The sequence below is a fragment of the Kolteria novifilia genome (assembly GCA_007748055.1).
GTDB classification, from domain to species: Bacteria; Planctomycetota; Planctomycetia; order Kolteriales; family Kolteriaceae; genus Kolteria; species Kolteria novifilia.
This window is the reverse complement of record CP036279.1, coordinates 3,876,393-3,897,188: the sequence shown is the minus strand read 5'-3', so window position 1 is coordinate 3,897,188 and position 20,796 is coordinate 3,876,393. Positions and strand designations below refer to the sequence as shown.

Genomic DNA, 20,796 nt, shown 5'->3' with positions numbered 1-20,796 from the left:
CGTGAGATGGCAACGTGATGGATCGTCGTTGGCTTGTAGCCCTTATCCTTCTGGTCGCTCCGGCGCTCGCGCGAGCCCAAGAAGAACCGAGCTCTCCCCCGGCCTCCGACGTAATCAATGCGACGACATCGCTCCCATCCTCCAAGTTCCTCGATCGTCCCAACGACGAAACCGATCGCCGCGCCCGGGAAATTGCCGCACCCGAGTCGACCGACCCGGAGCGCCCCGACGTTCTGCTCATCGGTAGCTCCACCTCGATCGCCTACACGCCGGTGGTTCGGCATCTGCTGGGCGAGGAGTTCGATGTCTTCCGCGTTCCGGAGAAGGCCCGGACGACGAGTTACGCGCTCAAGCGACTCGATGACTGGCTCGGCGAACATCCGTGGGACGTGATCGTCCTGCAGATGGGGGGATGGGATTCGCTGAACACGCCCATCGACACGTTCGAGCGAAACATTCGAGCGATCATCGCCCGTCTCGAGCGAACCGGCGCGACGATCGTCTACGCCAACATGACGCCGGTGCCGGATCTGCTTCACGCATACTTTGGCCGCAAGACGAACTACAACGATGTCATCTTGCGCTACAACACCGTCGCCGAGCATGTCATGCGTGACGAGGAGGTGCCGGTCCTCGATCTCTTCCGACTGATGCTTCCGCATGTCGACCGCGTGCAGCACAAGCACGACTACCGGTTTACGCCGGAAGGGATCCAGATGATCGGTCGCCACGTTGCCGACGCGATCCGAAAGCCCGACGAAGTCGGACCGGCGGCCGAGGTCGAGTTCGTCTACTATCTGCTCGTCTTCGGGAGCTACTCGGGCGACTCGAATTTGATTTCCAAGTCGCACACCTTCGCGACCTTCATCAAGGCGACGACCGATCGCGAGTTGGTCGAAGCCCACACCATCAGTTGGGTTCCCGTGGACCGCGTGGTCGATCCGCTTCGTGCCAAGCCGGTGCCGGGAGAGAACCTCGATCTGGCGAAGACGTTGGAGTGGTGCCAAAAGGTTCAGGCACGGGTCTCCCTGTGGGGACCGTTCGTGATCGATCCGGTGCTCTACCGCAAGGCGGTGAAGCGAGTGGAGCATCTCGCCGATAGCAGCGTTCGCTACGTGGTCCTCGACCAGAGCCTGCGCCGTCACCACTCGGCGTACAACTGCATCCATGCCGTGAGCGATCTTGGTGGGCACCTGCGGACATACAGCAAACGCGGCGCGGAGGCGAGTTCGATGGTGGTCGATCACTTCCGTCCCTGGATCCGTCGCCAGGCCCGCGACACCCGCTGGCTTGAGCAGGAACTCGATTTGATCCGCTTCCCCCTCACCCGTCGTCACCGCTAGCGCTTGACGGGTGGTGATGCAACGGTCCGCCATCCAGGATCGCTGGTTTGCTCCACTGGCGCATCTAGGTCCAAGTGTCAGGCTGCCAGTTGTTCCCCTCTCCCGCCGGGGAGAGGGGAACAAGAGGCTCCCTCTCCCGCCGGGGAGAGGGGAACAAGAGTGTTCGTGTCAGGCAATAGCCTGACCTACTGGTTGGTCTGTCTCTAAGTGACGGGCACTCCTCACCTCTCCCATGGGGAGAGGTCGGCGAGCGAAGCGAGACGGGTGAGGGGACGAAACGCCCTGAATAAAGAGGCGGATCGTCGAAGAATAGCCCCCTCACCCCTAACCCCTCTCCCACGGGGAGAGGGGAACAAGAGGCTCACTCTCCCGCCGGGGAGAGGGGAACAAGAGTGTTCGTGTCAGGCAATAGCCTGACCTACTGGTTGGTCTGTCTCTAAGTGACAGGCACTCCTCACCTCTCCCATGGGGAGAGGTCGGCGAGCGAAGCGAGACGGGTGAGGGGACGAAACGCCCTGAATAAAGAGGCGGATCGTCGAAGAATAGCCCCCTCACCCCTAACCCCTCTCCCACGGGGAGAGGGGAACAAGAGGCTCACTCTCCCACAGGGAGAGGGGAACAAGAGGCTCACTCTCCCACAGGGAGAGGGGAACAAGAGGCTCACTCTCCCACAGGGAGAGGGGAACAAGAGTGTTCGTGTCAGGCAATGGCCTGACCTACAAGAAGAGCCGAGATCGCTATCTGAACGACTCAATCGGTGAGCGGCTTCTTCGGCGGACCCTCGCCGGGCTCCGAGGCCAGTGGGGCGGGAACCTTGCGCATCGCCCCGTCGACCGAACAGCCGCCTGGTCCGACGATCATCACCAGTAGCGAACAGAGCAAGACGATCACGGGAACCGGCAGCGGCGGAACGAAGGGAACCTCGCTCAAGCCCAGGTTCTGAGCCGCTTCGTTGTCCATACCGTTGATGATGACGGTGGAGTAAATAGCCGGTGCCATCGTCGCGACACCGAGCAATCCGCCGACCCGTCCCATCAGACCGATGAAGAGAAGCAGCCCCGCGGCGCACTCCGTGGTCGGCGCGGCGAGAAGGGTGACGTTGACCATCGGCAGTCGACTCGCGACCAGGATGTTCTCGAAGTGATCCGGATCGACGAAGTGCTTGGCGCCAAGGATGAGCAGCGGCAGGGCCGCCACCAATCGGGGAACCAGCATCCACTTCGATTGCCACCGAGGAAGAAAGCCCGCATTCATGTCCAACTCCATATCCCTCGACAGATCCAACAGTCCGTTGATCTATTCGCTGCCGGCCGCGAACGGCTCTCTTGACCAATCTCGGCGTTGAAAAACCTCGACGAATCTACGGATTCGCCTGCACTTTTCCTCCTTGATCTTGGCCAACATGGCTCGTTCTCGTCTTGGCCCGTTTAGATCTACGGACTGCTAAGATCAACGGTCTGCTAAACTCGCTCTATCATCGTACCGTGATATACCGAACGGCGACCGACAGTCACGACTCTCGGAGAAGCGAGACCTTTACGCCGTCGAAGACGTCTGGCCTGGAGTCCATTCATGCAAGAATTGACGCTAACCATGAAGTACGCGACCGTCGCGTGTCGACTGAGCGACTCCTCCGGCCCGAGCGTGCTCTTGATTCACGGCAACTCCTCCTGCAAGGAGGTTTTCAAGCACCAGTTCGCCAGTCCCTTGGCCGAGAAGTACCGTCTGATCGGGTTCGATTTGCCTGGGCATGGGGAGTCTTCCAACGCCTTCGATCCCACGAACGCCTACACCGTTCCCGGATTCGCCGATCTCGCGTGCAAACTCATCGAGGAGCTTAACGCCAATCCCGTCGTCGTCTTCGGATGGTCGCTCGGGGGGCACATCGGCCTTGAGATGACGACGCGGCCCAACGAGGTCCGCGGGCTGATGATTTCGGGAACCGCTCCGATGGGCCACAGCGTCAAGGACTTCGCCGACGGCATGTATTGGGACAGCCCCCACATGCAGCTCACCAGTAAGAAGGAGTTCACGCCGGAGGAGGTCGAGCGATACGCCCGTCACACGTGTGGTGTCAACGCTCCCTTCGAGCCCTTTCTCCGCGACGCGGTGGCGCGGGCCGATGGGAGGTTTCGCGAGACCTTCGTGAGTGACTACTTGGCCGGCAGGGGATCTGATCACCGGACCGTCGCCGAGACGTTGACCATTCCCTTCGCCATCGTCAACGGGGCGGACGAGCCGTTCGTTCGCAACGACTACATCGCGTCGCTTCCGTACCGCGGGCTCTGGGAGAGGAAGGTGCACCTCATGCCCGGCGTCGGCCACGCCCCATTCTGGGAGGCTCCCGAGGCCTTCAACGGCATCCTCGAGCGCTTTGTCGACGATGTCGTTTCCGGTTGAGTCCCGCGTGCGATTTCCATTTCAACGAGTAGGGTGGACGTGTCGCCCACCACGAACGAGGGAACGTGTTGGTTTGACATCCGTCGTGAACGCGAGACGCGATGGACGATGCGCGGCCATCGCGGGGGATGTGAGAGACTAGACAACCCCTGCGGGGTTGGTGTTTCCCTTCGGTCGGTACCCAGGGTGCGCGAAGCGCGACCCTGGGCTTCGCTAGAGAACGGCGTTGCCGTTCGGAAGGCGGGAGGTGTTGCCGTTCGGTCGGAGAGGTGTTGCCGTTCGGTCGGAGAGAGCGAGTTACGTCACCGGCAACCCGAAGTCAGACGTTTGACCATGCACTCGTGGCGACGTGGAGGTCCACCCGACAAACCTCTTGCAACGGCATCGCCGTTGTCTGTTGAAGCCCAGGGTCGCGCCAGCGCACCCTGGGTACCGGATGTATGACAATGCCAACCCCGCCGGGGTTGTCTAGGCTTGCTCTTGTTCGGAAAATCGAGGGTGATCCGTAATGACGAACCCCCTCACCCCTAACCCCTCTCCCACGGGGAGAGGGGAATAAGAGGCTCACTCTCCCACGGGGAGAGGGGAATAGGAGGCTCACTCTCCCACGGGGAGAGGGGAATAAGAGGCTCACTCTCCCACGGGGAGAGGGGAATAAAAGCGGGGAGGTTTAACCCGTGATCAACTTCATGCAGGGACCGCCCTCGTTCTGGGTGGGACGCTCGGGGCGGCCCTTGTGGAGGTAGGTCAACTCCATGTTGTCGACGCCGAGCATGTAGAGAATCGACGCGTGCAGATCGTGAACGTGAAGCCGTTCCTCGATCGCGTGCAAGCCGACCTCGTCGGTCGCGCCGATCGTCTGGCCACCTTTGACGCCGCCACCGGCCATCCACATCGTGAAGCCGTACGGGTTGTGGTCACGACCGTTGCCCTTCTCGGACATCGGAGTACGGCCGAACTCGCCGCCCCAGACGACTAGGGTCTCGTCGAGCAGGCCGCGACGCTTGAGATCCTTGAGCAACCCCGCGACCGGCTTGTCCATCGACTTGCACAGACGGGCGTGGTTCTTCTCGATCGCCGAATGCGAATCCCAGGCACTGCCGGAACCCGAATAGAGCTGGACGAAGCGAACACCACGCTCGACGAGCCGGCGGGCGAGAAGACAATTGCGACCGAAGGACTCGGTCTCCTTCTGGTCCATGCCGTAGAGTTCGCGGGTCTCTTCGGTCTCGGAGGCGAGATCGACCGCCTCGGGAGCCTCGGCTTGCATGCGGAAGGCGAGTTCGTAACTGGCGATCCGGGCGTCGAGTTCCGATTGATCCTTCCGAGGCTCGGCATGACGGCGGTTGAGCCACTGGAGATAGTCGAGCTTGCTGCGTTGCCGGGCGCCGCTAACTCCCTTGGGTGTCGAGAGGTTCGGGATCGGATCGCCGCTCGCCGACAGGGGAACGCCCTGATAGACCGCCGGCATGAAGCCGGTGCCCCAGTTGCGCGGACCATTGACCACGCGTCCCTTCTTGTCTTCGAGGACGATGAAGGCGGGTAGGTTTTGGTTCTCGGTGCCCAAGCCGTACGTGACCCAACTGCCGAGCGACGGCCGACCGGCGAGCGGCGAACCGGTGTTCATCTGGCACATGCCAGTCGAGTGATTCAGACCATTGGACCAACAGGAGCGGACGACTGCGATGTCGTCCATACACTCGGCGATCTCGGGGATCCAGTCGGAGGCCCAAAGACCACTCTTGCCGTGCCGCTTCCATTTGCGTTTGCTCGCCAGCAGCGGCGCGTCGGCTTCGCCCATTGGCAGGATCACCGGCTTAAAACTCGACGGCAGCGGCTTGCCCGCCATCTCGTTGAGCTTCGGCTTGGGATCGAACAGGTCGATGTGGCTCGGGCCACCTTCCATGAAGAGGAAGATGACGCTCTTGGCACGCGCCTTGACGTGTGGCTTCTTGGGGGCGAGGGGATTGTCCGCTCCCGCCGTCGCGCCCAGGGCGTTGTTCTGGCCCAAGAGGTGCGCGAGCGCCACGGCTCCGAAGCCACCACCCGCCGAGCAGAGAAAATCGCGGCGCGAAGTCGCGGGAACCACGTGGGGAATCGTCATGGGACGGTTGGAGTCGCTCATGCGACACGGTCTCCTTAGTCGACGTAGAGGAATTCGTTCGAGTTGAGCAGGGAGTGACAGAAGTCAGTCAGCGCCATCATGCGTTCGCTGCTGTTGGCGCCAAACCGCGTTGGCTCCATGTTGTTATGTTGCTTCGACGAGTCAGCGTAGACGCCGGGATCGGACTCGAAACGCCAGCGGCCAACGGTCGAGGCGCGATCGGATGAGTTCTGCACCAGGAGTTGCTCGGGAGTCAGCGCGACGTCGGAAAGCCGCACTTCGTCGATCAGCCCATCCCATCCTTGACCGGACTGATGATGCCGGCCGCCGATGAAGAAGGGCAGTCCCTTCGGACGATAGTCCTTCCGCACCAAGTGCGGCGTGTTTGCGGCGTGAAGTACCGCGTCGGGCTTGGAAAGGTCCATCATGTAGAACGTGACCCCCAGCTTGCCGGTCTCCTTGAGCTTGAGCGAAGCGGCGACGTAGACCGGCTTGTTCAGCGGTACCCGAAGTCCCGAAGCGATCACTTCGTACTCGGGCTTGCCCTTGCCGCGATCCCCGATGAGTTGGAGGATGAGGTTTCGCGGCTTGTAGGCCGACTTTTCGCTCGTCACGCCGAACGACCAGCCGGGATGTTGATGATTTCCATCCCACTGCGACGCGATCACCCGAACGTTCGCGGAGGGGTAGAGAGAGCGGAGTTGAACGATCGCCTCGATGGTGAAGTCTTCCGAGGGCAGGCTCTCGCTGAAGGGGACTTGCAGGCGATCCTGAACATCGCCTTCCCGCACGTAGAGAGCCGAACGTCCCTCCTTGTCGGTCTTCGAGTGGACGATCGTCTTGAGCTGCGTCTCCTTACGCTCCGGCTTGAGGCCCGCTTGCCGTTCGAGGAACGCGAGGGTTCGTTCGAGCTCTTCGTGTTCGGGCTTGCGGCTGTAGGCCCACTCGTACGCCGTCTCGATCATCTCTCGATCGGAGACGCCGAGCTTCTCCAAACGCTTGGCCATCGCCGACGCTCGCTGAAGGGGCCACGACCCGTTGATCATGAGCAGGGCCTGGGTCGCGGTCGTGGTGACGTTGCGGCGTGAGCAACTGGCAAAGCCGTTCGGAGCATCGAAGGAGCCAAGCAGTGGGTCGGGCCGGTTGCGATACCGCTTGGTGTAGACCGAACGGACCGGGCTATTGGCGGAGAGGGAAGCACCTCCGCGGCGTTTCTCGTCGAGCTCACCACTGGCGACGAGCATCGCGTCGCGGGCTTGTTCCGCGTCGAGCCGTCGGATGTTGGCCCGCCAGAGGAGATTGTTGCTCGGGTCCTTCTCCTTGGCGACTTGCGTGGCCGGGACCAGGGCCGCTTGGCGGTAGCTCGCCGAGTTCATGATCAGGCGATGGACGTTCTTGATGCTCCATCCCTCCTCGACGAAGCGCCGAGCGAGCCAGTCGAGCAGTTCCGGGTGGGTCGGCTTTTCCCCTAGACGACCGAAGTCGCTCGGCGTCGAGACCAGCCCGCGACCGAAGTGGTGTTGCCAGATGCGATTGACCATCACCCGCGAAGTCAGCGGATGATCCTCCTGCGTGATCCAACGGGCGAGCGTTGTTCGCCGACCGGTCGAGTTGGGGACCGGGGAGGTCTCGATCACGGCGGGGTTCGGATCGAAAATTGTGAGGAACCCAGGGGCGATGACGCGTTTCTTGCGGTCGCCGGGGATGATGGTCTTGGGGGCCTCGCTGCCGATATCGGTGACGGTTAGTCCGGTCGGAAGCGTCGGCTTCTTCATGCTCTTGAGCTTCTTGGTCAACTGTTCGTAGCGTTCCTTCTTGTCCTTGGCGACGTTGACCTTCTTCTTCCGAGCATCCTCGACCTGGCGGTTGGCCAAGGCGGCAAGCTGCCGTTCGAGGGGAGTGATCTCCTCGGGCCGGGCGAGCATCAGTTTCTGAATGTCCTCGGGGAACATCTCGCGAGCTCTCCGGACGGCACCCTCGACGCCCTTCTTGCGAAGCTCGTCGATTTCCGCGCGGATCTCAGCGGTTTCCTTCTCCCACTTGGCCAGCGCCTTGGCGTGCTCGGCTCGCTGCTCGGGAGTGGCGAAGGGGATGTCCTCACGCGGCAAGATCGGCGCGAAGAAGGCCTGAAGACGGAAGTAGTCGTCCTGAAGGATGGGGTCGTACTTGTGATCGTGACAGCGGGCACACGCCATCCCCAAGCCGAGGAAGACATCGCTGGTGACGTCGGTCACGTCATTGAGGATGTAGTCCCACTGCGTGCGGACATCGCGTTGGTTGTACTCGTAAGACCAGTGCCGCAAGTAACCGGTCGCCGCCAGGGCGTCGGGGTCGTTTGGGGCGATCTCGTCGCCGGCGAGTTGCTCCTTGACGAACTGGTCGTACGGTTTGTCCTCGTTGAAGGCGTTGATGACGTAATCTCTGTAACGCCAAGCGGTTGGGCGATAGCCGTCGGCGCGGTAGCCATCCGATTCCGCATAGCGGACCAAGTCGAGCCAGTGACGCGCCCAGCGTTCGCCGTACTCCGGGCGTGCCAGGAGCCGCTCGATCAACCGCTCATACGCGTCCGGGGCCTTGTCCGAGAGAAACGCGTCGATTTCCTCCTGGGTCGGGGGCAAACCGAGCAAGTCGAAGCTGGCTCGTCGCAAGAGCGTCAAACGATCGGCACGGTTAGCGGGGCGAAGACCCTCCTGTTTGAGGCGCCGGAGGACGAACTTGTCGATCGGGTTCCGCGACCACTCGTCGTCCTCAATTCGGGGCGGCGTTGGGTCCGAAAGCGGCTGAAAGGACCAAAATGCGCGATCTTCTTCCGTGATTTTGGGCTCTTTTTTGGCGATTTCGCCCGATTCATTCTCCGATCCGGGCCAAATCGCGCCGTTTTTCACCCAGGTCGACAGCACAGCGATCTCTTCGGCGCTCATCATGCCCGAGGGGGGCATCTCGTAGCTCTCGTACTTGATCGCTTCGATCAGGACGCTCTCACCGGGCTTACCTGGAACGATCGCCGGGTCGCCACTCTCGCCGCCGTGCAGCATCGCGGTCCGCGAGTCGAGTCGCAATCCTCCCTTGTCCTTGTCCGGCCCGTGGCAACTGAAGCACTTCGCGGCCAGGAGAGGGCGAACCTTTTCCTCAAAGTGACGCGCCGCCTCGGAATCGGCCTCCGTCGACGCCGCTTGAATGACGGGCGATGTGCCCAATAGGGCGAAGATCGTGGGAAGGGCGAGCAGTTGCCAGGTGATCGCACGTCGAGTCGACCGGGTGGGGAGGAACACCATGTGGTGAATTCCTGCTTTCTAGGAGAAGTTCCGTGTTCTCTTAACCGTCGAGGAAGGCCCCGGAAACGGTGGGAAGTCGGCCAGCGTCGTGAGAATCGGCCGCCAACTACTCTCTCATGCCGCGGGATCAGCCATTCGCAACACGATTTTCCCAGATGCCGGGAAAAAACGGTGGGCTAGTTGCCGGTTTTCCCCCCGGGCGGTTCGGTCGTGACCTTGGGGAGCAGGGAAACCAGTCCCCCGCGAGCCCCGCAAAGCAGCCTCACGCCGTCCGGCGAGAAGACCACTGGCGTCAAAAAGTCCGCGAAGGTCGCCCGAACATGCCCCGTTTGAGGGTCGCAGAGCTTCAATTCGCCCGGCGAATTGGTCGAAAAGTGCCCCGTCGCCGCCGCCAGCGTCTCCCCATCCGGGGAGAACGACACATCGTAGACCCAGTTGGTAAACCCCGTGATGGAAGCACGTTGCGTCCGGCTGTCGACATCCCAGAGCCGGACGGTCCGATCGCGTCCTCCCGTCGCGAGCGTCTTGCCCGAAGGGTCGAATGTGGCACACAAGACCCACTGGCGGTGACCCTTGAGCACCGCCTCGGAGGCGCCTGTCGCGGTTTCCCAAAGGCGGACCGTAAAGTCCTCACTCGCGGTGGCGACAAGTTTGCCGTCGGGGGAGAAGGTGACCGCTTCGATTCCGGCGGTGTGGCCGGTCAGTCGATGAAGCAGCTCGCGTTGGCGGTAGTTCCAGATCGTCGCGGTGCCGTCGAGGCTTGCCGCCACGAGCAGGGGCTCGGTGGGATGGAACGCGACGCTGACCACCGCGTCGTTATGACCGTTGAGCGTGCCGAGCAGGGCCCGACTGTTCAGGTCCCAAAGTTGGACCTCGGGACGTTCGTTGGCCACCGCGATCGTCTTTTTGTTCGGGCAAACCGCGACGGAGCGAACCGGCCCGGATCCGGTCTCGAGATCGCCCAGGTATTGGTCCTCGGGAGCGAGCCACAGCTTGATCTTTCCCGCGACGTCTCCGCCGACCAGCAACCGGCCATCGCCGGAGAACTGCGCCGAAACGACTTTGGGCAAGCTGTCGGGGAGGACCGGGGGCTGACGGAACTCGGGGAGCGTCCAAACCCGCACTCGTTGATCGTTCCCCGCCGAAGCGATGAGGTGACCGTCGGGCGATACCGAAAGCCCGTGCGGACGATGGGCCATGATGTTGGCCTTCTCTTCGCCGCGATCGAGATCCCAGACCTTCAAGTAAGTATCGAGGCCACCACTGAGGAGTGTCTTTCCATCGGGCAGATACGCCAGCGAAGCAATCTCGTACAAGTGCCCGACCAGCGTCGAGGAGAGCGTGCGATCGGCGACGTTCCAGAGGTGAATACGGCTATCGTCGCCCCCGGACGCCAATTGGCGACCATCGGGAGAGAACGCGAGCGCCCGAATCGTGGCGACGTGACCGGGAAGCTCCGCGAGCAGACGGCCATCGAGCGCGTCCCACAGGAAGACCTTTCGGTCCTCACCGGCGGCGGCGACCAGCGAACCATCCGGAGCGAGCGCGACGGCGTCGATCGGTCCAATCGAACCGTGCAGGGTTTTCGACGTGGGCGGATCGGCGGAGAGGTCCCAAAGGCGGACTTCCGCGTTGTCGGCTCCGGTGGCGACGAGGGAAGAGCCCGGAGCGACCGCGAGGGCGCGAATCGTCTCCGAATGCCCCTTGAGCCGGCCCTCTTCCTTGTGCGTTTCCGGGTTCCAAATTAGGACGTCGCTCCCGACCGCTCCAAGAGCGGACTTTCCGTCCGGCGACCACGCGACGGCGCGGAGCGGCTTGGTGGACGCCTTCCAGCGGTGCTCGAGATGCCCATCGTCGAGATCCCAAAGTCGGACGGTTCCATCGTTGCCGGCGCTGAGCAAGCGGTCGCCGTCGGGAGCGTAGGCGACTGCGTTGACCGGACCCCGATGCCCGACCAAACGCATCTGCTCCCAATCGCAAAGACGCTCGAGATAGCGCCAGGTGAAGTCCCGCAAATCGTCGGGACACGCGGAACGGTCATTGAGCAGTTTGACCGCGCGCATCGGATCGCGGCGATGGACCTCGTGGGCCTGGGATAGCTGCAGGGCGAAGACGCCGCGGCGCGAATGATCCAATTGGCGACGAAGCGCCTCGGTCTTCTGACGAGCCTCGCGCGTTGAAGCCTCCGCGGTGTCGAGGGCGACGCGGAGTTGTTCGTTGGTTTGCTCGGTCTCCTCCTGAAGCCGGTCAGCTCGGTCGAGAGCGTTGACGAGCTGTTCGTTGAATTGCTGAGCCTGGTTCTTGAGCCCTTCGGCCCGCTTGAGCAAGGTGCTGAGTCGGGCACTGTAGAAGAGACTGCCGACGAGACCGACGACGATCGCCAACGTACTGACGGCGACCAAACCCGCCGCGGCGGGCCGGCGTTTCGCCCAACGCACGGAGCGTTCAAGCGTGCTGATCGGGCGCGCCTTGATCGGTTCACCCACCTGAAAGCGGCGGAGCTCCTCCGCCAGAAAGAGCGCGTCCTGGTAGCGGGCGTTCGGTTCCTTCTCCAGACAGCGCAGGCAAATGGTCTCGACATCGCGAGGTATCCCCGCCTGGAGACGCGATGGCGGAATGGGATCCTCGGAGACGACTTGCATCAGCGTCTTCGCGGTCGCATCCGTCCCGAAGGGGGGACGCCCGGTCAACAGCGTGTAGAGAATCGCTCCCAATGCGTAGACGTCGCTCCAGGGACCAATGCGGCGGACGTCGCCACGAGCCTGTTCGGGCGCCATGTAGCTCGGGGTGCCGATGACGCTTCCGGTCTTGCTGGTGTGCGATTGGCTACCGGTTTGCTTCGCGAGGCCGAAGTCGGTGATCTTCGGTGTGCCCTCGGTCGTCAGCAGGACGTTGGCGGGTTTGAGGTCGCGATGGACCACGCCGCGCTCGTGGGCGTAGTGCACCGCCCGGGCGAGCGTTTCGACGAGCTCGGCGCATTTTCGTGGTGAATAGGTGTCCGGGGCGATGTCCGCGAGGCTGCCACCGTCGATGAATTCGAGGGAGAGGCACGCGTGGCCGTCGAGCTCGACCACCTCATGCACGTGGACGATGTTGGGATGCTCGAGCTGCGCCGCGGCTTGGGCTTCGGTTCGAAATCGTGAGCGTTCCCGGTCGCTGGCGTATTCGCCCGAGAGGATCATCTTCAGGGCGACGATCCGTTGGAGACGAAGATCGCGGGCTCGATAGACGACGCCCATGCCTCCCCGGCCGACCTCGTCGATCAGTTCGTAGTGGCCAAGCTTCTGCCCCGCGCTGGGCGTGGTCGACGCTGACATGCTCTCGGCCAGGAGCCGATGGACCTCGAATTGTCGCTTGAGTTCCGTTTGGTATTGAGGGAAGCGTTCGAGAAACTCCTGCTCCAGCCCGTCGGCTTCCTCGTCGCAACGGGCGGCGAATTCGGTGTAGATAAGCTCGACGGCGCTCTCGGACTTCTGCTCGAGGGCGGGAAAACGCTCGAAGTACTCCTCGCTCCGGGCCGCGTCGCCCGCCGACAGACGCTCGTCCAACTCGGCGCACGCGCTGCGCAGTTGGTCGGTCAACTCTTGTTCGGTCGCTGGTTCTGACGCCACGGGAGACACCCACTCTTTGCTCAAGTACCATTCGAGGCTAGCACGGGGGCGTTCAAAGAATCAAGCCACGCGAGCCACACGAGATCAAGCGAGAGCCGCGAACTCGTGTTACCATGCTCACACGACGGTGCCAGCGAGCCGCCGGTCGAGGCGCTTGGCGCGAGGGGGAGATCAGGGTTGGATTTGGATCCGTTCGAGCAACTTCTTGAGAGAGTTCGCCAAGGCGATGAGTCCGCCCTGGGAGAACTGGTCGAACGTTACGAGCCGGAGGTCCGCCGATCGGCGCGGGCGTTGCTCGGACCGGCGATGCGCCCCCATCTCGATTCGCTCGATGTCGCTCAGTCGGTTCATTTCACGTTGCTCGCCGGGTTGCGCGATCAGAAGTTCGAGATCAAGACACCCGAAAAACTCGTCGCGCTCGCGGTCACTCTCGTCCGTCGCAAAGTGGCCCGTCACTGGCGGCGACTCAAGAAACAACGCCGACTCGACACCGCGACCGAGGAGCACGGCGACCAGCTCGCTCAGATCGCGTCGAAGCTCGACGAGCAACGCGAACCCCACGAAATCGTGGCGACACGCGAGGAAGTTCAACGAATCCTCTGCGAACTCTCGCCCGTTGAACGCGATCTGCTCGAACTTCGTCAGAAGGGATACTCCACCGTCGAGGCGGCCGAGGAGATGGGGGCGGACGCCGCGGTCCTCCGCGTTCGCTTGAGCCGGCTACGCAAGCGCCTTCGCGATCTCGGCTTCGCCTCCGATTGGATCTGACGAGTCTCGCTCGTACCGAGTTACTCCTTCTTCTCGTCGGGTGGGCCTTGGGGCACCATCGGTGTTCAGGGCCAAGGTTTCCAGTCGCCCCAGTTCTCCAAGTACTGTCCAAGATGCGGATGTCGTTCGAGCTGGGACTCGATCCAACGATGAGCGGACGTCATCAGCCGCTGTTCCTCGTCGAGGTCGATCGCGCCGGTCATCACGCGCGTGCGGAGGAAGACGAAGTAGGTGTCGAGCACGTCGAACATGCAGTAGTCGTTGATGTCCCGCAGTCGGCCTTCACGGAAGAGATGGAGGACGTCGCTGCCGGTGACATCCATTTTTCCCGGTTTTCCCAGCAGTTTCGACAGGAGGTTGAGCCCGCCGGTGACATGGGTGGCGCCGTGGTTGCTGAGCCAATCGCATAGATCCAGATGGGCGGTGCCATAGCGATAGCGCCGGCCGTAGCGGTCGCTGAAGTGGCCGGGAGCCGAGACGCCGTAGCGAAAGGCCGCCATCTCCAGGACCGGAAGATCGAAGCCGCGCCCGTTGAACGAGACGAGGGTCGACTGGTGAGCCGACAGGCCGCGCCAGAAGTCTTGGACCAGGACTTGGGGGGAGAAGCGCGGGTCGTCAAGGAGCGTGATCGCCTGTAGTTCGTACGAGGCGGTCACGCGCGCGACGCAGATCGCGACCGGATAGCAGAAGGTGATTGGGACGAAGTCGGAACGGCCTCCCGATCGCTCGAGGGCCTCGCGTTGGGCTTGGTCGACCGCCTCGTCGGGGGAGAGATCTTCCCGAGGGTAGCGGACCCGGCGCAGCAGTTCGCCGTCGGGGACGGTCTCGACGTCGAAGACCAAATAAGCGGGTTCGTCACGGCTCACGGATTGCCTCGCGGGTCGGGTTCGGGACCAAAGCCGCCGATTCTACCGCGTGGCAAGCCAAAGGGGGAGGTGTCTCCGGCGTGAATCGCAATGCTTCACCTTGTCCAAGGGAGGCTTCCCCTTGGGCAAGGGGGGACGGAAGAAGGCACGGCGAACGAACTCTCGAGCATAGCCCACGGGCTACTTCCCGGCAGCCTTGGCGTCGGCGAGCTTCGTGTCGGTGACGACTTCGATTGTCACGGAGTTCGAGGCCTGTCGACCGTCGTGGTGGGAGACGAGGAAGAAGGGTCGTTTCATCGCCTGCACCCAACGGTCGCAACGGAGGTAGAGCGTTCGTTCGGTGTCGTTGGGCGTCAGCAAGATCCCATTGAGGCCGATGTTATCGACACGCATCCCGTGCGGGAGATTGCGATCGTCGAACCGGATCGGCCCGGTGTAGCCGTCGCGGTCGACGCGAAGCTTGATCGGCGTGGTCGAATCGGGGCGAACCGTGACCTCCGCCGGGTAGAGATGAACCAGGATCTTGGGCTTTGGTCCGATCGTCACGTTGGTGATCCCGGCGACGGGGTGACTCACGGTCTTGCCGGCGATCATCGCTGACGCGGTGATCTTGACCTTCTTCCATTCCTCGGGCGTCGTTTTGGGGGCATCGACCGCGGCGCGGAGCACCGCCCAGGCTTCGGCATGGCCCGCTTCGATCACCGTGGGGCTCGAGACGGAATAGCCCTTCGGAAGTCCCTCGATCGTCACCGCGATCGGACCATCGAAGCCGTCGACGCGATTGGCGGAGAACTTCATCTCCTTGCCACTGCCGGCGTTGATCTTGCCCGAGCGAAACCCGTTGGAAACGCTGAAGTCGGGAGCGGGCGGGCGGACGGTCAAGCGATACGCGAACTCAGGCCCGGAACGACCGTAGGTGTCCTCGACGCGGACGAGGTAGTCACCGTCGGCCGGCGCGGTGAAGAAGAGCCGGGAATCGGCCCCGATCTCTCGATCCCCGGCATCATCGTTGGCGTAGTGCAGCTTAAAGACCGGCAGACCGTTCGGGGCGAGCTTCGTCCCGGGAGGGTGGGGCTCCACCAAATAGGCGGGGTCATCCTTCGCGTGCGCCGTCGCGTTGGTGTCGAAGTACGCGCGGCGTTTCCCACGGTTCGTGTAGAAGAGAAAGTCGGAGTCGGGGCCACGCGGCAAGCGGAAGATCTTACCGACGTCACCATTGAGATAGACGAGTTGGTTGAGCTCGAACTCCAGCATGTGGGAGGTGCGCAGGCCGGCTTGGTCGGAGTTGATGTGGCGGAAGTCGACGACGCAATCCAGGATCGCACGGAGCCAGAGACGCTCGATCGGCTTACCGCTCGCGTCGAGTACCTCGATCTTGGTGTCGACCGGAGAGCGACGCCGGGAGGCCTCGGTCTCGATGATGAACGTTTGTCCCTTCTTCGCACGGAAGCGGTAGAGGTCGGCGTCCAATGACCGCGCGTCGTCCTTCGTCAGGATCCGGCCATGAGCCACCCCGGGGGCCATCATCGCGGTCGCGGTGGAGGCGGTGTCGTTCGGTTCGGCCTCCAGGGCTTGGGGCAGATCGACGACCGAGACCGAGGGTCGCTCGAAGTAGCGATAGCGGTTTGGATCGAGAAAGACCGAAGCCGACGAACCGTCCGGCGGCGAGACCTTGACCGATTCGTTTGGCTCGAGGTTGTAGCCGGAGAGCGTCAGTTCGGTCTCTTTCTTCGGCGCGACCGCGAGCGGATAGACGCCGGTGACGAAGGGAAAGTCTCCGATCGCCATCCGGTAGAAGTGGTTGCCCGAACCGGCGAACTTCAGGTCGTGAATCGTCGCGTGGTAGCGACCCTCCGCGGGCGCGGTGAAGGTGAGGACCGGATCGGGGTTCATGTGGTAGTTATTGGATTGAGTGAGGATTCGCCCGGCGGGGTCGCGGATGGTGACGACCGGATCGAGCTTCGAGCCAAGGCGGTTGGCCGCGGTCTCGACGACGATCGTCTGTCCCTTTCTCACATCGAAACCGACGACATCGACATCTCCTTGAGTCTGGAGGGTGCCCCAGAAACCCGTCGGGGTGGCGACGTTGTTGGCTTGGGCCCCGGTCTGATTGGGCTCCTGCTCAAACGACTGCGGGAGGGTATCGACCCAGAGCGGGAGTCGACCGCTGGTGCCCCCCTTGGTCTTGAGCGAGAGTTCGTACTTGTTGGGTCCGACCGACTCGGGAATCGTCACCTCGATCGCCACTTCGTTGGCCTTCGGCGCCGGCTCCTTGGCGATCGTTCCGGTGATCTTCCTGTTGGTGAAGCTCACCTCCTCGGCGGTCGCCAAGTGTTTCCCGCGAACGACGATTCGCGCGGACGTGCCACGTTTGACGCCGCGCTGAGAGAGGCTGCTGATCTCCGGCTTCTCGGGCGGCTTGACCCGAGCGACAAGGGGTTGGCCCTTGGCGTCGCCGCCGATCTGGTAGATGCCGAGACTGCCGTCATGTCGGCCGACGAGGAGCTGCTTGTTGTCGCTGGCGATCGCCAAGCCGTGGACCCAGTCGGGTTGCTTTTCGAAGAGCTGCCGCTGCTTGAGCGTGTTGGCGTCCCAGACCTTGATGGTCCGGTCCTCGGCGGTGGTGAGGAGGGCCTTTCCGTCGGGCGTGTAGGCGAGGTCGACGATTGGCGTTTCGTGGGCGAACTGGGTCTGGAGAAGGCGATTGCTCCCTTCCTTGCCCGTGTCGCTGAGCTTCCACACGCGGATCTGGCGGTCAATGCCCGCGGCGGCCAGCCGGTGACTGTCTGGATGGAAGGCCAGGGCGTTGAGGCCCTTGTGAGCGTGGCTGAAGGTGTCGAGTCGCTCGTAGTAGACCGGATCCCAGAGTTTGACGGTGCGGTCTCCCGAGGCGCTGGCGAGGAACTTGCCGTCGGGGCTGAACGCGAGTCCGAAGATGGCGTCCTGGTGGCCGGTGAGCGCTCCATTCTCTTCACCCGATTCGACGTCCCAGAGGATGATGTCCTTGTCGTATCCGGCGGTCGCGAGGGTGACTTCATCGGGGGTGAGGGTCGCGACATAGAGGTTGTCGCGGTGGCCTTTGAAGGTCTTTCGTCGCTTGCCGTCGGCGACGTTCCAAAGGGTCGCTTCGCCGAAGAGCCCCGGTTCGCCGGCGGCGACGACGAGCGTTTTGCCGTCGCGGGAGAACTCCAGTCCGTTGACGGGGCCGGTGATGCCTTCCAGTTGGCGGACGATGAACCCGGTCTTCGGATCGACGAGGGTGATGACGCCTTGGGTGCCGTAGGCGACGAGTTTCCCATCGGGGGCGAACGCGACCGAGTTGATTGAGCGGACCGGCGGTCGTCGAGGTTTGATCTTGGGGGTGACGAGTTTGAACTCGGCCTTGGTTTTGGGAGCGAGGGCGCCCGCCTCGACCCAGCGGCGCAGGACCGCGATCTCGGCCGGGCTCGGTTGCGGTTCGTCTTCGGGCGGCATGAAGGGCTTTTTCTTCTTCTCGACCAGCAGCACCAACAGGCTCTCGTCCGGTTTGCCCGCGACGAAGGCCGGTCCGCGCTTACCGCCGGAGAGCATCGCCGCGTGGGTCTCGAGATCGAGCCCCCCCTCGTCGTTGTCGGCGCTGTGGCAGCCGACGCAGTACTTGTTGAGAATCGGCGTCACGTCGTCGTTGAAGTCGACCTTGGGCGACTCCGCGACCACGGAAGTCGTCCACAAGAGCACCGCGGCGATCGAGCAGGTTCGCGTCATCGTGTTCGAGGTTTCCCTGGGTGAATGGTCTCTTGGTTCGTGTGGGTCACGGCACGGGCTGCTTGTGTCGGCCCACGCTCCTGGGCACCCCGTCGGTCAGGCGTTTGCCTGACCGACAGTCAGCGCACCAATGGTCGTTTAGTGGTTGAACAGAAACTCCTTGCTGCTGCAGACGCCCCAGACGAGGTCTTCCAAGAAGGCGCGGTCCTGGCCCTTGCCCGACTCCTGGTAGGCGGCGAGCAACTGCTCTCTCTCCTTCGCGGTCGGTTGTCGAGAGAGGGCCGCCAGGAAGATGTCGTCGATCATCTCCGACATCGGCTTCTTCGAGGCGAGCAGCTTGTCGATCCGATTTCCCTTGGCTTGCAGCTTCTTGTTGATGGTGTCGCCGTTGGTGATGTGCAGGATCTGCACCATCCCCATGGCGTCGCTGCGTTCGTCCTCGCTGGTGACTTCGCGGTTGGGCCGGCCAAAGCTCTCCAGGAAGTAGGATGGGACGTTCGAATCGGGGAGCTGAATCGCCCGCCAACTCGCCGGGTAGCCCTTGAACTGGGTCGGTACATCGGTCACTTGCGAGATGGCGTCGATGATCACTTCGGCGAGGAGTCGACGCGGATAGTAACGCGAGTAGAAGCGATCGTCCCCCTCGTTGCCGGTGACCGGAACGCTGGTTCGTTGGTAGGTCTGCGACTGGACGATGGTCCTCATGAGTTTCTTGAGGTCGAAGTCTTGCTCGATGAAGTGATCGGCCAGCGCCGCGAAGAGTTTCTCGTTGCTCGCCGGATTGGTCAGTCGCACGTCGTCGACCTTTTCGACCATGCCGGTACCCATCAGGTAGGACCAGACGCGGTTGGTGATCGACTTCGCGAAGTGAGGATTCTCGGGCGAGGTGAGCCAGTTGGCCAGCGCGATCCGGCGATCGGCGGGATCGTCGAGGTCGAGCGCCTTGGCGTCGAGCGGCCTTGGAGCCTGCGGCTTGCCGGTGAGGGGCTGGATGATGTCGCCGCGGGTGTCGCTGAAGACGATGACGTTGCCGGTCCCCGGTCCGTTCTTGCGTCGGACGCGGGCCATCATGTTGACCATGCCGAAGTACTGATCGTTGGTCCATTTCTCCAGCGGGTGATTGTGGCAGCGAGCGCAGTTGATGCTCATCCCGAGAAAGGCGACCGATACCGTTTCGGTCAACTCAAGCGGGTCTTGGTGAAGCACGAAGAAGTTGGCCGCGCCATTCTCGAGCGTGCTTCCCTGGGCGGTGACGAGCTGCCGCACGAACTCGTCCCAAGGGGTGTTGCGCGCGACTTGGCGGCGGACCCAGTTGTAGTAGGCCCACATCGCCTCGGGTTTGAGCTTCTCGGAGTTGACCAGCAGCAGGTCCGAGAGCCGCATCGACCAATAGTCGACGAATTCCGGTCGCTCCAGGAGCTCGTCGATCAACCGATCACGCTTGTCGGGAGAGTCGTCGTTGATGAAGGCGATCGTCTCCTCGCGAGTGGGCAGGGTGCCGATCAAGTCGATGGAGAGCCGGCGAATGAACTCGTCGTCGCTCGATCGCGGCGAGGGGGGAATCTGGAGTTGGCGAAGCTTGTCGAGGACCAGTTCGTCGATGAAGTTCCGCTTGATGGCGTTTTCGAAGACATAGTCGTCGATCGCGTTGTTGTAGGGCGAGGTGATCGCGGCTTTGGCGAGCTTGTTGAGGTACCACGCGGAGATGGCTCCCTCGCCGTTGCCGGTAACGGTGAGCAGTCCTTCGTCGTCGATGGTCGCGACATCGCCGTTGGCGGTCGTGTACTTCGACCAGCCGGTGACGTCCTCGACGTGCCCGTCGGAGAAGTGGGCGAGGACCACCAATTGCTGCTTGTCCTTCGGTTGGAGGATCGCCGCTGGGGGGACGAACTCGATCCGTTCGATTTCGGCATCGTCCTCGGTCGGGGGAATGCAGCCGCCAGCGATCCAATCGGAGACGACGTCGTACTCGAGCGAGCCGGGTTCGATCCGTGGGCCACCGCCGTGCGGCATCGTCGCGGTCGCCTTGGTGAGCAGGAGGCTTCGTCCGGGATCGGTCCGGGAGACCCGGCGACCTCGGGCCTGGCGGGTAATGACGTCGAAGTCTCCCTCGGAGTCGTAGCCGCGCAGGGAGAGCTTGAAGCCTTTCTTGCCCGCCTGGGCGCCGTGGCAGGCGCCGCTGTTACAGCCCGTCTTGGTGAGGACCGATTGGACGTGGTTGCGGAAACTCCAGTCGTAGGGGGCGCCGCTCTTTTCGACGACGACCGTGGCGGTCGCTTGGTGGCTGCCGGCGGAAGCGGTCAGTGTCGCGGTGCCGTCACCGACGGGAAAGGCACGCCCCTCCTTGATCGTGACGATCTTCGGATTCGAGGAGGTGATGGTCACCCCCTCGCCAATCTGGCCGACGTAGCGGCCGCCTCCAACCCGTTCGACGATGAGCTGCTGGCTCGCGCGTGGTCCATGTAGGCGGACCTGTGCGGGAAGCAGGGCGATCCCATCGGGACGAGAGGTCGTCGCGGCGGGTTTGGGGGCATCGGCCCTCGTTGCCGAGGAAAGGAAGAGCGCGGCGCCTGCAAGGGCGACCAGGATGCCGACCGATTTCGAGTTCATGGTTCCCTTTCCCCTGGTTCTCGTTGGCCGCGTTGGTTCCGGACGCGGATGGTTCGCGGAGTCCCCCGTCGTCGC

General features: G+C 62.9%; 10 protein-coding genes. 3 read left to right on the top strand and 7 right to left on the bottom strand.

Going from position 1 to position 20,796, the window contains the following annotated elements; genetic code table 11:
* The first annotated feature begins 17 nt into the window (after window positions 1–17).
* The gene (locus Pan216_RS14155) at window positions 18–1,343 is read left to right on the top strand and encodes an SGNH/GDSL hydrolase family protein (RefSeq protein WP_145258614.1); all 1,326 of its coding nucleotides are present in this window, start codon (window positions 18–20) and stop codon (window positions 1,341–1,343) included.
* Between the two features lie 750 nt (window positions 1,344–2,093).
* Here Pan216_RS14155 and Pan216_RS14150 read toward each other — a convergent pair.
* A complete protein-coding gene (locus tag Pan216_RS14150) occupies window positions 2,094–2,597 on the bottom strand; it encodes a DoxX family protein (RefSeq protein WP_419192512.1) in 504 nt (167 codons plus the stop codon).
* Between the two features lie 318 nt (window positions 2,598–2,915).
* Between Pan216_RS14150 and Pan216_RS14145 the strand changes: the two genes are divergently transcribed.
* Window positions 2,916–3,743, top strand: coding sequence for an alpha/beta fold hydrolase (locus tag Pan216_RS14145; protein ID WP_145258610.1), 828 nt, complete (start codon window positions 2,916–2,918; stop codon window positions 3,741–3,743).
* Window positions 3,744–4,413: 670 nt separating this feature from the next.
* Here the strand turns inward: Pan216_RS14145 and Pan216_RS14140 are convergent.
* From Pan216_RS14140 to Pan216_RS14130, 3 genes are all read right to left on the bottom strand, one after another.
* A complete protein-coding gene (locus Pan216_RS14140) occupies window positions 4,414–5,868 on the bottom strand; it encodes a DUF1501 domain-containing protein (protein WP_419192511.1) in 1,455 nt (484 codons plus the stop codon).
* Window positions 5,869–5,882: 14 nt separating this feature from the next.
* Entirely contained in the window at window positions 5,883–9,122 is a 3,240-nt protein-coding gene (locus Pan216_RS14135) for a DUF1549 domain-containing protein (RefSeq protein WP_145258608.1), read from the bottom strand.
* 176 nt (window positions 9,123–9,298) lie between these two features.
* Window positions 9,299–12,733, bottom strand: a complete 3,435-nt coding sequence (locus Pan216_RS14130) for a WD40 repeat domain-containing serine/threonine protein kinase (RefSeq protein ID WP_145258606.1) — start codon at window positions 12,731–12,733, stop codon at window positions 9,299–9,301.
* A gap of 177 nt (window positions 12,734–12,910) precedes the next feature.
* Between Pan216_RS14130 and Pan216_RS14125 the strand changes: the two genes are divergently transcribed.
* Complete coding sequence (locus tag Pan216_RS14125) at window positions 12,911–13,501, top strand: RNA polymerase sigma factor (protein ID WP_419192510.1); 591 nt, start codon at window positions 12,911–12,913, stop codon at window positions 13,499–13,501.
* 65 nt (window positions 13,502–13,566) lie between these two features.
* On the opposite strand, the gene Pan216_RS14120 is transcribed toward Pan216_RS14125, so the two are convergent.
* The 3 genes from Pan216_RS14120 to Pan216_RS14110 all read right to left on the bottom strand — a co-directional run bounded on the left by Pan216_RS14120 (window position 13,567) and on the right by Pan216_RS14110 (window position 20,721).
* On the bottom strand, window positions 13,567–14,367 hold the full coding sequence (locus Pan216_RS14120; RefSeq protein ID WP_419192509.1) for a 3'-5' exonuclease: 801 nt from the start codon (window positions 14,365–14,367) through the stop codon (window positions 13,567–13,569).
* A gap of 180 nt (window positions 14,368–14,547) precedes the next feature.
* Window positions 14,548–18,111: a c-type cytochrome domain-containing protein gene (locus Pan216_RS14115; protein ID WP_145258604.1), complete on the bottom strand. Its 3,564-nt coding sequence runs from the start codon at window positions 18,109–18,111 to the stop codon at window positions 14,548–14,550.
* A gap of 138 nt (window positions 18,112–18,249) precedes the next feature.
* Window positions 18,250–20,721, bottom strand: coding sequence for a DUF1549 domain-containing protein (locus Pan216_RS14110; RefSeq protein ID WP_145258603.1), 2,472 nt, complete (start codon window positions 20,719–20,721; stop codon window positions 18,250–18,252).
* Between the last annotated feature and the right edge of the window lie 75 nt (window positions 20,722–20,796).